Origin of the sequence: Pseudomonas sp. JZ114 (genome assembly GCF_051027705.1) — a bacterium.
In the GTDB taxonomy this organism is placed as follows: Bacteria; Pseudomonadota; Gammaproteobacteria; order Pseudomonadales; family Pseudomonadaceae; genus Chryseomonas; species Chryseomonas luteola.
In genome coordinates this window covers 509,709-522,379 of record NZ_CP069256.1, presented here as the reverse complement: position 1 = coordinate 522,379, position 12,671 = coordinate 509,709, and the positions used below count along the sequence as shown (strand labels likewise).

Here is a 12,671-nt window from a genome sequence, read left to right as displayed (position 1 = left end):
AGCAAGACCCACAAGATATGCCTTGGGGCTTGATAACAAGGACTTCAGGTAGTAGCGCCGCACCAAGGCTTCTGGTAAGTTCGCCCGCTTGCATCCGCGGGGGCCTCTTGCCCAGTAGACGTATCCAGCCTGCGGACAGGATTAGCGAAAGTGAGAGGGTCATCCATGGCGACCGACGAAAAACAGCAAAACACCCCTTTGACCCGTGGCTTCGAACCTTATCAGGAGGAGTCTGGCGAGGAGTACATGAGTGAGCGCATGCGCGCCCATTTCACTAACATCCTGAATAAATGGAAGCAGGAACTGCGGGAAGAAGTAGACCGCACTGTAAGTCACATGAAGGAAGATGCCGGCAGCCATGCCGACCCGGCCGACCGTGCGACCCAGGAAGAAGAGTTCAGCTTCGAGCTACGTACCCGTGATCGTGAGCGCAAGCTGATCAAGAAGATCGACGAGACGCTTCAGCTGATCGAAGACAACGAATACGGCTGGTGCGACTCTTGCGGTATCGAAATAGGTATCCGCCGCCTTGAAGCCCGTCCGACTGCCAGTCTGTGCATCGACTGCAAGACACTGGCGGAAATCAAGGAAAAGCAGATCGGTTCCTGATCGATCAAGGGGCGCTCAGGCGCCCCGCTTGCTTTTTAACGATTGTCATTCCCCACCATGACGACCTCATCCTATATAGGCCGGTTTGCCCCGACACCTAGCGGTTACCTGCATTTCGGGTCACTGGTTGCAGCCGTTGCGTCTTATCTGGACGCCCGTGCCGCAGGAGGGCGCTGGCTTGTACGCATGGAGGATCTCGATCCGCCTCGTGAGGTTCCAGGCGCCCAAACAGCCATTCTCGACACGCTGGAACGCTATGGCTTCGAATGGGATGGCGCCGTAGAGCGGCAAAGTGATCGTCATGATGCCTATGAGGCTACCGTAGCGCGCCTGCTGCATAGCGGCCTGGCCTATGCCTGTACCTGCTCGCGCAAACAGCTGGAAGGCTATGGGGGACTGTATCCAGGCCACTGCCGTAACGCCCAGCATGCCCATGACATGGCCGCGATACGCATCCGGGTTCCTGAGCTCGAATATGCCTTTACCGACAGGGTACAAGGCGAATTCCGCCAGCATCTAGGACGGGACGTAGGCGACTTTATTATCCGTCGGCGTGATGGCTTGTTTGCGTATCAACTCGCCGTGGTACTGGACGATGCCTGGCAGGGCATTACCGATATCGTCCGAGGTGCAGACCTTCTCGACTCCACGCCGCGTCAGCTCTATCTGCAGGAACTGCTGGGCTTTCCCCAGCCTCGCTACCTGCACGTCCCGCTGATCATTCAGCCTGACGGACACAAGCTGGGCAAATCGTACCGCTCCCCGCCTCTTCCGCACGATCAAGCCGGACCGCTACTGCTCAGAGCCCTGCGTGCGCTAGGCCAGCAGCCATCCTCCGAGCTCCATGGCGCCAGCGCCGGAGAGATTCTGACCTGGGGTATACAATCCTGGCAGCCTGCCCGGATACCACATACCCATACACTTGCCGAAGCTGAACTCCGGTAACAACGCAGATTGTCTCAAAACGGATAAGGCAGACCTGCGTTAACGGATGCAGGCCCCCCGTCCATCGGCTACCATCGAGCCAAGGCCTATTTGAGAATGCAGTATGTATATCTACCGGTTGGTCCTGCTCCTGGTTGTGGGCATCTACCTGTTTTCCCCTGCCATCATGGATTGGTGGATCGACCCGACTGGTGCCTGGTATCGCCCTTACCTGCTCTGGCTGATTCTGATCGTGGTTACTTTTATTCTTCAGAGCCAACGCGATGCCGATGAGCTTTAGTATTTCCCAACTGCTTGCCATTAGCGCAGGTTATCTGCTGATTTTCTTTGGCGTAGCCTGGATGACCGAGCGAGGCTGGGTCCCCCGCCGCCTGGTCAGACATCCGATCATCTATACCCTGTCGTTAGGTGTCTATACCAGTGCCTGGGCCTTTTATGGAACGGTTGGCCTGGCTTATGACTATGGGTACGGCTTTCTTTCCTATTATCTGGGTCTATGTGGCGCATTTCTGCTGGCGCCTGTGCTGCTCTACCCCATTCTGCGGCTGACCCGTGTCTATCAGCTGTCTTCACTGGCAGACCTTTTCGCCTTTCGCTTTCGAAGTACCTGGGCAGGCGCACTCACGGCCCTGCTGATGGTGGTTGCCGTTCTGCCATTATTGGCCCTTCAGATCCAGGCGGTCGCTACCAGCACCGGCATTCTGATCAGCGCACCGGCACAGGACGGCCCGGCACTGGCCTTCTGCTTTCTGATTACGCTGTTCGCCATGCTGTTTGGCGCGCGACAGATTACCGCTCGCGAACGTCATGAAGGACTCGTGGTAGCGATTGCTTTCGAATCGCTGGTCAAGCTCATCGCGCTAGGTGCTGTTGGCCTGGTAACGCTCTATACCGTGTTCGATGGTCCCTCTGGGCTTGAAACCTGGCTGACCCAGAATCAGACAGCACTTTCCACACTGCATACACCCTTGCAGGAAGGCCCCTGGCGGATCCTGCTCCTTGTCTTTTTTGCGGCGGCCATCGTGATGCCACACATGTATCACATGGCGTTCACGGAAAATCTGAGCCCCCGTGCCCTTGTCAGCGCCAGCTGGGGCCTTCCGTTATTCCTGTTATTGATGAGCCTGGCTATTCCACCGATTCTCTGGGGCGGTCTTGCTCTTGGAGCGCCCACGAGCCCGGAATATTTCACATTGGGTGTGGGCATGGCGCTGGATAAACCGCTGCTGGCGCTGGTAGCGTTTGTAGGAGGCCTGTCCGCCGCCAGCGGCGTGATCATCGTGATGACCATGGCCTTGTCTGGCATGGTGCTCAACCACCTGGTGCTGCCCCTGTATCAGCCACCTACCGATGGCAATATCTATCGCTGGTTACGCTGGACGCGCCGCGGATTGATTGCAGCCATCATCATGGCCGCCTATGGGTTCTACCGTCTGATCGGTAATCATAGCGACCTGTCGAGCCTTGGCATTGTTGCCTTTGTGGCCACGGTGCAGTTTCTACCAGGCGCATTATCTGTTCTCTACTGGCAGACCGCCAATCACCGCGGCTTCATCGCAGGCCTTCTGACCGGCATGGGCCTGTGGACGCTGACCATGCTGCTGCCGGCGCTTGGCTTCATGAAAGGCTTCGAAGTCGGTCCTTTCTCCTACTACATCGATGCCACCAACTGGCACTTGGCAGCCCTGGCGTCACTGGCCGCTAACGTTCTGGTGTTTGCACTGGTCTCTCTGTTCACCGAAGCCAGCGATGAGGAAAAAAGCGCGGCGGAAGCCTGTGCGGTAGACAATGTCAGACGGCCCCAGCGACGGGAGCTGATTGCCGCCTCGCCCCAGGAGTTCGCTACTCAGCTGGCCAAGCCCCTGGGTGCCAAGACCGCCCAGAAGGAAGTAGAGCGCGCCCTCAGCGATCTGCTGCTTCCCTTCGACGAGCGCCGCCCGTACGCGCTACGTCGGCTCAGAGACCGTATCGAGGCCAACCTGTCAGGCCTGATGGGGCCACGGGTCGCCCAGGATATCGTCGAAACGTTCCTGCCTTACAAGGAAGGCAGCGAGGCCTATGTCACCGAAGACATCCATTTTATTGAAAGCCGTCTGGAAGATTATCAGTCCCGTCTTACAGGTCTTGCAGCCGAACTGGACGCATTGCGTCGTTACCACCGGCAAACCCTGCAGGAACTGCCCATGGGTGTTTGCGCGCTAGCCCAGGACTGCGAGATCCTGATGTGGAACCGGGCCATGGAGCGGCTGACAAACATCGACTCAGTGCAAGTTGTAGGCTCGCGCCTTTCGGCACTACCTGAGCCCTGGAAAGCCCTGTTCGAACGCTTTCTCCGCTCTCCCGACCAGCATCTATACAAACAGCGCCTGGCACTCGACAGCAACCAGCGCTGGCTCAATTTGCACAAGGCGGCCATCGACGAGCCCCTTGCCCCCGGTAACAGCGGCAACGTTCTGGTCGTGGAAGACATCAGTGAGACCCAGCTGCTCGAAGATCGACTGATTCACTCCGAGCGCCTCGCCTCTATTGGCCGCCTCGCAGCAGGAGTCGCCCACGAGATTGGTAATCCGGTTACCGGTATTGCCTGCCTGGCACAGATCCTTCAGGAAGAACGCGAAGCGGATGCAGAAATTCAGGAGATTAGCGGACAGATCGTCGAGCAGACACGCCGCATCACCCGCATCGTTCAATCGCTGATGAGCTTTGCCCATGCCGGTGGTCGGCAACATGACCCAGAGCCGGTCAGACTGTTAGATACTGCACAAGAAGCCATCTCGCTGTTGTCGCTTAACCGCCGCAGCGTCGATGTCGAGTTCCAGAACCTGTGCGATCCGGAGCACTGGGTCAAAGGCGACCCGCAGCGGCTTGCTCAGGTATTGATCAATCTATTGTCCAATGCTCGCGATGCCTCGCCACCCACCGGCACGATTAAGGTGCGTAGCGAAGCCCGTGGGCAGACGGTAACGCTTATCGTCGAGGACGAAGGCTCCGGCATCCCAAAAGCCATAATCAGCCGTCTTTTCGAGCCCTTCTTTACAACCAAAGACCCTGGTAAAGGGACGGGACTTGGCCTTGCTCTGGTCTATTCCATCGTGGAAGAGCATTATGGAGACATAATGATCGACAGCCCGATCGACCTTGTGCAAGGCCGCGGTACGCGTATACGTGTGAATTTGCCGCGTCATTTTGAACAACCTGATCGAGCCGTAACCGGAACGTAGAGCGGAAACGAGATGCGCCACTGCCTGGCGCCTCCGCTCTGCCACCGTCGAGAGAGCCCAATATGGCACATATTTTGATCGTCGAAGACGAAACCATCATTCGCTCGGCCCTGCGCCGATTGCTCGAGCGCAATCAGTTTCAGGTCAGCGAGGCTGGCTCTGTGCAGGAAGCGCAGGATCGTTACGACATTCCATCGTTCGACCTGATTATCAGTGACCTGCGCCTGCCCGGTGCCCCTGGGACTGAGCTGATCGACCTGGCGGCAGGCAAGCCGGTGCTGATCATGACCAGCTATGCCAGCCTGCGCTCTGCCGTAGACTCCATGAAGCAAGGCGCTGTCGACTACATCGCCAAGCCATTCGACCATGACGAGATGCTGCAAGCGGTTGCGCGCATTCTCATCGAGCGCGAACAGGCCCCGCAGCAGACACCGCCGGAGCGTCCAGCCACTCGCGGCGAAGCGCTGCCAGTCCACGACAGCGACATTGGTATCATCGGCAGTTGTGCTCCCATGCAGGATCTGTATGGCAAGATTCGCAAGGTTGCCCCTACCGATTCCACCGTGCTCATTCAGGGGGAGTCCGGTACGGGCAAGGAGCTGGTGGCTCGTGCACTTCATAACCTGTCACGCCGGGTAAAAGCGCCTCTGATTTCTGTGAACTGCGCTGCCATTCCCGAAACGTTGATCGAGTCCGAACTGTTCGGCCATGAGAAAGGTGCCTTTACAGGTGCTAGCGCAAGCCGCACTGGCCTGGTCGAGGCAGCTGATGGCGGTACGCTCTTTTTGGACGAAATCGGCGAGCTGCCGCTGGAAGCTCAGGCACGCCTGCTGCGTGTCTTGCAGGAGGGCGAGATTCGCCGCGTCGGCTCGGTGCAGTCGCAAAAGGTCAATGTCCGCCTGATTGCAGCCACTCACCGTGATTTGAAGACGTTGGCCAAGACCGGGCAATTCCGGGAAGACCTCTATTATCGTCTGAATGTTATTTCCCTGCGCCTTCCGCCGTTGCGTGAGCGAAGCAATGACGTGCTAGAAATCGCCCGCGTATTTCTGGCCCGCCAGTCCAACCGCATGGGTCGCGAGACCATGCATTTCAGCCAGGAAGCTGAACTCGCCATTCGCCATTACAGCTGGCCGGGTAACGTTCGGGAGCTGGAGAATGCAATCGAACGAGCCGTCATTCTCAGCGAGAAGAACGAAATCGAACCGGACCTGCTCGGCATCGATATTGAACTGGAAGATTTGGACCTTTCCGAACACTTCCTTGATCCACTCGAGACGCCTCTGGGCTCCTCCAATGTCAGCCATGAGCCTACGGAAGACCTCTCCCTGGAGGACTATTTCCAGCACTTTGTGCTTGAACACCAGGACCACATGACCGAGACCGAATTAGCCCGCAAGCTTGGCATAAGTCGCAAGTGCTTGTGGGAGCGACGTCAACGGCTTGGTATTCCGCGCCGAAAAACGGGCGCTACCAGCACCGACCTGTCCTGATAGACAGAAAACGCATCGTTACCGATGCGTTTTTTTTGCGGGTAACACAGGGCCATCGTTTCAGAATGTGTTACCGCCGTAACATCAGGCGAGGTTAACGGTAACGAATTTCTCATGTTGCCCGCCTCAAAAAACACTACATATTTTCATAAGCCATTGTTTTAAAACGATTTTTAAAAGTTGGCACAGCATCTGCTTTATATCTGGCACAACAAAAATAAAAAATCAGTAAAACCCCTAATAAAAATAAGACGTAACGACTCCAGCACAATAAGAACAAGCAGGCGGAGGCGTAGCTAACTGATCATTTTGGAGAAGAGTCGATTGCGGAGCATTTGCCCCGTACCAGGCCGAGAACAATAAAACTGCCCTGAGGCAGCACCTGCACTGGATAGATCAATTGTGATCATGACGACATCAGCGTCCAAAGTAATCCGTTTGCTCTTGGCCCCGAATTTGGGAGCCCTCCTGGCGGCAGGTATCCGACCAGGACGGACCAGACAAGAAAAACAACAGGTTCGATATAACAATAAAAACAAAGCACGTACCAATTTGGGGGGGAGCTTCGGCTCCCCCAGTGCCTTAAGCTTCACGCCAGCCATCATTCAAGATCCCCTCCTATAATGCTAGAATCCGCCATAACCGCGGGTTTCCGCTCGCTCCGCCGACCTCAAGAACAGTGCTATCAATGCTGAAAAAGCTGATCCAGTCCCTGCGTTCGCCATTACGTCGCGCACCCAGTAAGCCTGAACTACCTATCGTGATTCCTCGTAGCCAGCACGCGCTGGAGCGTGAACAGATTAGTCGCCATGCCCTGAGCGTTGTGGATCGGCTGGAGAAGGCTGGCTACCAGGCCTATCTGGTCGGTGGTTGCGTAAGAGATCTGATGCTGGGCGTTGAGCCGAAGGATTTCGACGTCGCGACCAACGCAACGCCTGAGCAGGTACGCGCTGAATTTCGCAATGCACGCGTCATTGGACGTCGCTTCAAGCTGGTCCACGTACATTTTGGCCGAGAGATCATTGAAGTGGCGACTTTCCGCGCCAATCACCCCGAAGAAGAAGAGGATGAAGACTCCGTTCACTCCGCCCGCCACGAAAGTGGACGCATCCTTCGTGACAACATCTATGGCAATCAGGAGCAGGATGCACAGCGGCGTGACTTCACGATCAATGCCCTGTACTACGAAGCTACCCAGGAACGTATCTTCGATTATGCCAATGGCGCCTCGGATATTCGTAATCGCCTGATTCGCCTGATTGGAGATCCCGAGCAGCGCTACCAGGAAGATCCAGTGCGCATGCTGCGAGCCGTACGCTTCGCGGCTAAGCTGGGCTTCGAGATCGAAGAGCAGACAGCAGCACCTATTCGCCGCCTGGCACACCTGTTAAGGGATATCCCAGCCTCCCGTCTGTTCGATGAAGTGCTCAAGTTGTTCCTGAGCGGTAACGCAGAGCGCACCTATGAGCTGCTGGTCACCTATGATCTCTTTGCCCCTCTATTCCCGGCAACAGCTGAAGCGCTCGAAAAGAACCCTGAATACACAGGCCGTCTCATCAAGCAGGCGTTGGCCAATACGGACGCACGTATTCGTGAAGGCAAGCCGGTAACACCCGCCTTCCTGTTTGCAGCGCTGCTCTGGCCTGCCCTTCCCGCCCGCGTGGATTACCATCAGGAAAAGGGGCTGCCACCGATTCCAGCCATGCAGGAAGCGGCTCACGACATTACGCTTGAACAGTGTCGCCGGATCGCCATTCCCAAGCGCTTTACTATTCCCATGCGCGAGATCTGGGACATGCAGGAACGCTTGCCTCGTCGTCAGGGCAAACGCGCCGATATGCTCTTGGAAAACCCCCGCTTCCGGGCAGGCTATGACTTCCTTCTGTTGCGTGAGAGCGCCGGCGAGCGTACCGGTAACCTGGGTCAATGGTGGACGCGTTATCAGGAAGTCAGCGACAGTCAACGTCGAGAGATGATTCGTGAATTGAGTCAGGAAGACGGCAAGGGCGCGGTCCGCAAGCGCCGCCGTGGCGGTGGGTCACGCAAGCGTCGCACACCTGGCACCGACAAACCTACCCCGTCAGCGGAGTAATCGATGGAGCGTGTTTACATCGGGCTCGGCAGTAATCTGGCGGAGCCCCGTACCCAGCTTGAATCAGCGCTGGCGGCGTTGAGTACACTTCCGCAAAGCCGACTTGTCTCCCGATCCTCCTTTTATGGAAGCGACCCATTGGGTCCGGCTGATCAGCCCCGCTATGTAAATGCTGTCGCAGCGCTTGATACCGCTCTGGAACCACTTGCGCTGCTGGATGAGCTGCAAGCCATCGAGCAACAGCAGGGTCGAGTCCGCAAGGATGAGCGCTGGGGCCCCAGAACACTAGACCTTGATATCCTGCTATTCGGCAGCCACACGATCAATGAGCCCCGCCTGACCGTACCGCACTATCATATGCATGCCCGGGCGTTCGTTCTCTACCCTCTGGCCGAAATTGCCTCGGATGAGTTGCGCCTGCCCGATGGCAGCCTGTTGCAGGCTCTGCTGGACCAGTGCCCGTTCGTGGGCCTGGAGCGACTGGAATAAGGGACTTGCAAGTCATAGTGTTACCGTAACGTTCCGGTAACACATCGTGATTGACTTCCCCTGAACTCGCCGAGACTATAGGCACCCACTTGCCTGGCCATCCCTTTGTTACTGCCTACAGACAGGCTGTGTCCTCTGCAGAATTGGCAGGCAAGCGATGAGATCTGTAGTTCGCTACAGCCATCAACCAGAATAAAAAGATACGACTGTATGTCCCCAGCCATTCAGGACACAGCCTGAAGAGGAAGTTTGATATGCCTGAGGTTACCCTCACCACTTTGCAGGCGCTGAAACAGCGTGGTGAAAAAATCACCATGCTGACCTGCTATGACGCGACCTTTGCCCATACGGCTAGCCAGGCGGGCGTCGAAATACTGCTGGTAGGCGACTCCCTGGGCATGGTCCTTCAGGGCCACGACAGCACCCTGCCTGTTACCACGGCCGATATGGCCTATCACACGGCCTGTGTAAAACGCGGCAATCGTGGCGCACTTATCGTGGCCGATATGTCCTTTATGGCTTACTCGACACTGGAGCAGACCTTCCAGAATGCTGGCGCACTGATGCAGGCCGGCGCGCACATGATCAAGCTGGAAGGCGCTGCCTGGCTGGCAGAGCCTATTCGCCAGCTGGCTGAACGGGGCGTTCCGGTCTGCGCGCACCTGGGCCTTACGCCTCAGTCAGTAAATGTGTTTGGTGGCTTCAAGGTACAAGGGCGTGATGAGGCTCGCGCCCAGCAGCTGCGTGAAGATGCCAAGGCGCTTGAGGCAGCCGGAGCTGCCATGATTGTGCTTGAGTGTGTCCCCAGCCCGCTGGCGGCCGACATCACACGCGCTGCCAACATACCGGTCATCGGTATCGGTGCTGGCGCGGACACGGATGGGCAGGTACTGGTCATGCACGACATGCTAGGCCTTGCTCTGACAGGCCGCTCACCCAAGTTCGTGAAGAATTTCATGGCCGGCCAGAGCAGTATCCAGGAAGCCTTCACAGCCTATGTTCAGGCTGTCAAGAGCGGCACCTTTCCCGCACCAGAACACGGATTTTCGGCATGATTACCGTACACACTATCAGCGAGCTGCGAAACGCAGTCGCCGAGGCCCGTCGCTCAGGCAAGCGCATCGGCTTTGTTCCCACCATGGGCAATCTGCATGCAGGCCATGTCGCCCTGGTTGATACAGCGCGGGCCCATAGCGATTTTGTGGTTGCCAGTATTTTCGTCAATCCGCTGCAGTTCGGTCCCACCGAAGACTTGGACAAATACCCGAGAACGCTTGCCGCTGACCAGGAGAAACTGGCAGCGGCCGGCTGCGCAGTTCTGTTTGCACCTACCGTATCGGAGATGTATCCCGAAGGGATGGACCACCAGACGCGGGTCAGCGTCCCGGTCGTTCCAGAAGGCCTGTGTGGCGCCAGCCGCCCCGGTCATTTCGAAGGCGTCGCCACGGTTGTCAGCAAGCTGTTCAACATGGTCCAGCCTGATGTCGCTGTGTTTGGTGAAAAGGACTACCAGCAGCTCGCTGTTATCCGCAAGATGGTCAATGACCTGAACATGCCTATCGAGATCATAGGTCAGCCTACCGTTCGAGACACCGATGGGCTGGCACTATCATCACGTAACGGCTACCTCAATGGCGAACAGCGCGCCACGGCCCCTTGCCTGTACAGCCTGCTGAAACAAGTGGCCGAGCGTATCCAGGCAGGTCGCCGCGATTACCCTGCCCTGCTCGACGAGGCCAGACAGCAGCTTGAAGCGGATGGCCTGCGAGTGGATTATCTGGAGCTTCGTCAGCAAGGCACATTGCGCCCGGCGGCAGAAGCCGATCGGCAACTGGTAATACTATTGGCCGTCTATGTTGGAAACACGCGGTTGATTGATAATTTGTCACTCGAGCTTGATATCTAATCAGCAGGATGAGCACCGCTTCGCTAAAGCCCGGAACACCCCGGGCTTTTTCGTGTCTGACGGCCATCATTAGCTTGACTGACGCGCTCTATCTGGCGTGCTATAGCCGGGCGTGCCACAAGCTTTACCCCAAGATGTAGTGCACAACGTACGACAATACCTACAGAAGGAAGCGAATCCCAATGGAGTATTACAAACAGCCTATCAACGTTACCGAGTTGAAGTCCTGGCAGGCACTGACAGAACATCGTCAGGAGATGCAGTCCTTCACTATGCGTAATGCGTTCGCGGCGGACCCAGGACGCTTCAAGCAATTTTCATTGAGCGCCTGCGGGCTGTTTCTGGACTACTCCAAGAATCTGCTAACTCAGCAGACTCGCGACCTGCTAATCAACCTGGCACGTGAAGCAAACCTTGAAGGCGCGATCAAGGCGTTATTGTCAGGCGAGCCCGTCAATTCCTCGGAAAATCGTCCTGCACTCCATACAGCCCTGCGCCGCCCGCTAGGCGACAAGGTGATGGTGAACGGGCAGGATGTCATGCCGGAGGTACATCGCGTACTGGGCCGCATGACCGACTTGGTCAACCGTATCCATAACCGCCTCTGGCGAGGACACACAGGCAAGCCGATCACAGATGTCGTCAATATCGGAATCGGCGGCTCCTTCCTCGGGCCCCAGCAGGTTGCCGAGGCACTCACGCCTTACGCACAGTCGCAGGTCCGCTGCCATTACCTCGCAAACATCGATGGCAGCGAATTCCATGAGCTGGTGACCGGCTTGGAAGCCGAAACGACCTTATTCATCGTTTCCTCCAAATCCTTCGGTACCCTGGAAACCCTGAAAAACGCCCAGGCTGCACGTGCCTGGTGCCTCGGTCAGGGTTGCGCCGAGCAGGATCTGCATAAGCATTTCATTGCGGTTTCCAGCAACGTGAAGACAGCCGTTGAATTCGGGATCAGCGAAGAAAACATTTTCCCGATGTGGGATTGGGTCGGCGGCCGTTACTCGCTGTGGTCGGCAATCGGCCTGCCTGTTGCCATTGCCATCGGTGTATCCAATTTCAAGGAATTGCTGGCCGGCGCCTATGCTATGGACCAGCACTTCCTGAACACGCCCTTCGAAAGCAACCTGCCCGTGCTGCTGGGCCTGCTGGGTGTGTGGTATGGCAACTTCTGGGATGCTCAGAGCCACGCTGTACTGACCTACGATTACTATCTGCGCGACTTCACTAAGCATTTGCAGCAGCTGGATATGGAGTCCAATGGCAAGCGTGTTCGCCAGGACGGTACTCCCGTCGCCACGGCAACCGGCCCGGTCATCTGGGGTGGCGTAGGCACCAATGGGCAACACGCGTATCACCAGCTGATGCACCAGGGCACCCCGATGATTCCATGCGATTTCATCGTGCCGGCCTCCAGCCATCATCCCATTGCTGACCATCACCCCTGGTTGTATGCCAATTGCCTCTCCCAGAGCCAGGCCCTCATGCGCGGCAAGACGCTTGAAGAAGCGGAAGCCGAACTGCGCGCTAAGGGCCTGCCTGATGAGCAAGTAGCATTCCTGGCTCCGCACAAGGTCATCCCGGGCAACCGCCCCAGCAATACGCTGGTATTCGAGCGCGTAACCCCGAGCAGCCTAGGCGCCCTGGTGGCGCTCTATGAGCACAAGGTATTCGTACAAAGCGTGATCTGGGGTATCAATGCCTTTGACCAGTGGGGCGTAGAGCTGGGTAAAGAGCTGGGTAACAGCGTCTATCAGCATTTGGTTGGCAATGGAGAAGAGGATGCGGAAGATGCCTCGACTCAAGGCCTGATCGAGTACTTCCGCCAGCACCATCGCGGCTGACCAATCCGCTCCGCTCAAAACGCCGCTCTTGCGGCGTTTTTTTATTTTCACCTACGACTTTCGGCCAGA

10 protein-coding genes are annotated in these 12,671 nt (G+C 57.0%); all 10 read left to right on the top strand.

Annotated elements, in window-relative coordinates:
- Positions 1-165 precede the first annotated feature (165 nt).
- The 10 genes from dksA to pgi all read left to right on the top strand — a co-directional run bounded on the left by dksA (position 166) and on the right by pgi (position 12,602).
- Complete coding sequence (gene dksA, locus JQR90_RS02510; RefSeq protein ID WP_010796833.1) at positions 166-609, top strand: RNA polymerase-binding protein DksA; 444 nt, start codon at positions 166-168, stop codon at positions 607-609.
- Positions 610-666: 57 nt separating this feature from the next.
- Positions 667-1,554: a tRNA glutamyl-Q(34) synthetase GluQRS gene (gluQRS, locus tag JQR90_RS02505; RefSeq protein ID WP_434140373.1), complete on the top strand. Its 888-nt coding sequence runs from the start codon at positions 667-669 to the stop codon at positions 1,552-1,554.
- A 103-nt stretch (positions 1,555-1,657) separates the two neighbouring features.
- Positions 1,658-1,834, top strand: a complete 177-nt coding sequence (locus JQR90_RS02500; RefSeq protein ID WP_010796831.1) for a hypothetical protein — start codon at positions 1,658-1,660, stop codon at positions 1,832-1,834.
- On the top strand, positions 1,818-4,775 hold the full coding sequence (locus JQR90_RS02495; RefSeq protein ID WP_074829436.1) for a sensor histidine kinase: 2,958 nt from the start codon (positions 1,818-1,820) through the stop codon (positions 4,773-4,775). The genes JQR90_RS02500 and JQR90_RS02495 overlap by 17 nt, the downstream gene beginning before the upstream one ends.
- A gap of 62 nt (positions 4,776-4,837) precedes the next feature.
- Positions 4,838-6,268, top strand: a complete 1,431-nt coding sequence (locus JQR90_RS02490; protein ID WP_010796829.1) for a sigma-54-dependent transcriptional regulator — start codon at positions 4,838-4,840, stop codon at positions 6,266-6,268.
- Between the two features lie 688 nt (positions 6,269-6,956).
- Entirely contained in the window at positions 6,957-8,360 is a 1,404-nt protein-coding gene (locus JQR90_RS02485) for a polynucleotide adenylyltransferase PcnB (RefSeq protein WP_010796827.1), read from the top strand.
- 3 nt (positions 8,361-8,363) lie between these two features.
- Positions 8,364-8,849 (top strand): 2-amino-4-hydroxy-6-hydroxymethyldihydropteridine diphosphokinase, encoded by a 486-nt coding sequence (gene folK, locus JQR90_RS02480; RefSeq protein WP_010796826.1) that lies wholly within the window; start codon positions 8,364-8,366, stop codon positions 8,847-8,849.
- A 254-nt stretch (positions 8,850-9,103) separates the two neighbouring features.
- The gene (gene panB, locus JQR90_RS02475) at positions 9,104-9,904 is read left to right on the top strand and encodes a 3-methyl-2-oxobutanoate hydroxymethyltransferase (RefSeq protein ID WP_019367423.1); all 801 of its coding nucleotides are present in this window, start codon (positions 9,104-9,106) and stop codon (positions 9,902-9,904) included.
- The gene (gene panC, locus JQR90_RS02470; protein WP_434140370.1) at positions 9,901-10,755 is read left to right on the top strand and encodes a pantoate--beta-alanine ligase; all 855 of its coding nucleotides are present in this window, start codon (positions 9,901-9,903) and stop codon (positions 10,753-10,755) included. Before panB ends, panC begins: the two co-directional genes overlap by 4 nt.
- Before the next feature lie 182 nt (positions 10,756-10,937).
- The gene (gene pgi, locus JQR90_RS02465) at positions 10,938-12,602 is read left to right on the top strand and encodes a glucose-6-phosphate isomerase (protein ID WP_434140367.1); all 1,665 of its coding nucleotides are present in this window, start codon (positions 10,938-10,940) and stop codon (positions 12,600-12,602) included.
- Positions 12,603-12,671: the final 69 nt, after the last annotated feature.

Excerpts from the sequence above, each read along its gene's own strand:
- dksA (WP_010796833.1), top strand. The coding sequence starts at position 166 with ATGGCGACCGACGAAAAACAGCAAAACACCCCTTTGACCCGTGGCTTC.
- gluQRS (WP_434140373.1), top strand. The coding sequence starts at position 667 with ATGACGACCTCATCCTATATAGGCCGGTTTGCCCCGACACCTAGCGGT.
- JQR90_RS02500 (WP_010796831.1), top strand. The coding sequence starts at position 1,658 with ATGTATATCTACCGGTTGGTCCTGCTCCTGGTTGTGGGCATCTACCTG.
- JQR90_RS02495 (WP_074829436.1), top strand. The coding sequence starts at position 1,818 with ATGCCGATGAGCTTTAGTATTTCCCAACTGCTTGCCATTAGCGCAGGT.
- JQR90_RS02490 (WP_010796829.1), top strand. The coding sequence starts at position 4,838 with ATGGCACATATTTTGATCGTCGAAGACGAAACCATCATTCGCTCGGCC.
- JQR90_RS02485 (WP_010796827.1), top strand. The coding sequence starts at position 6,957 with ATGCTGAAAAAGCTGATCCAGTCCCTGCGTTCGCCATTACGTCGCGCA.
- folK (WP_010796826.1), top strand. The coding sequence starts at position 8,364 with ATGGAGCGTGTTTACATCGGGCTCGGCAGTAATCTGGCGGAGCCCCGT.
- panB (WP_019367423.1), top strand. The coding sequence starts at position 9,104 with ATGCCTGAGGTTACCCTCACCACTTTGCAGGCGCTGAAACAGCGTGGT.
- panC (WP_434140370.1), top strand. The coding sequence starts at position 9,901 with ATGATTACCGTACACACTATCAGCGAGCTGCGAAACGCAGTCGCCGAG.
- pgi (WP_434140367.1), top strand. The coding sequence starts at position 10,938 with ATGGAGTATTACAAACAGCCTATCAACGTTACCGAGTTGAAGTCCTGG.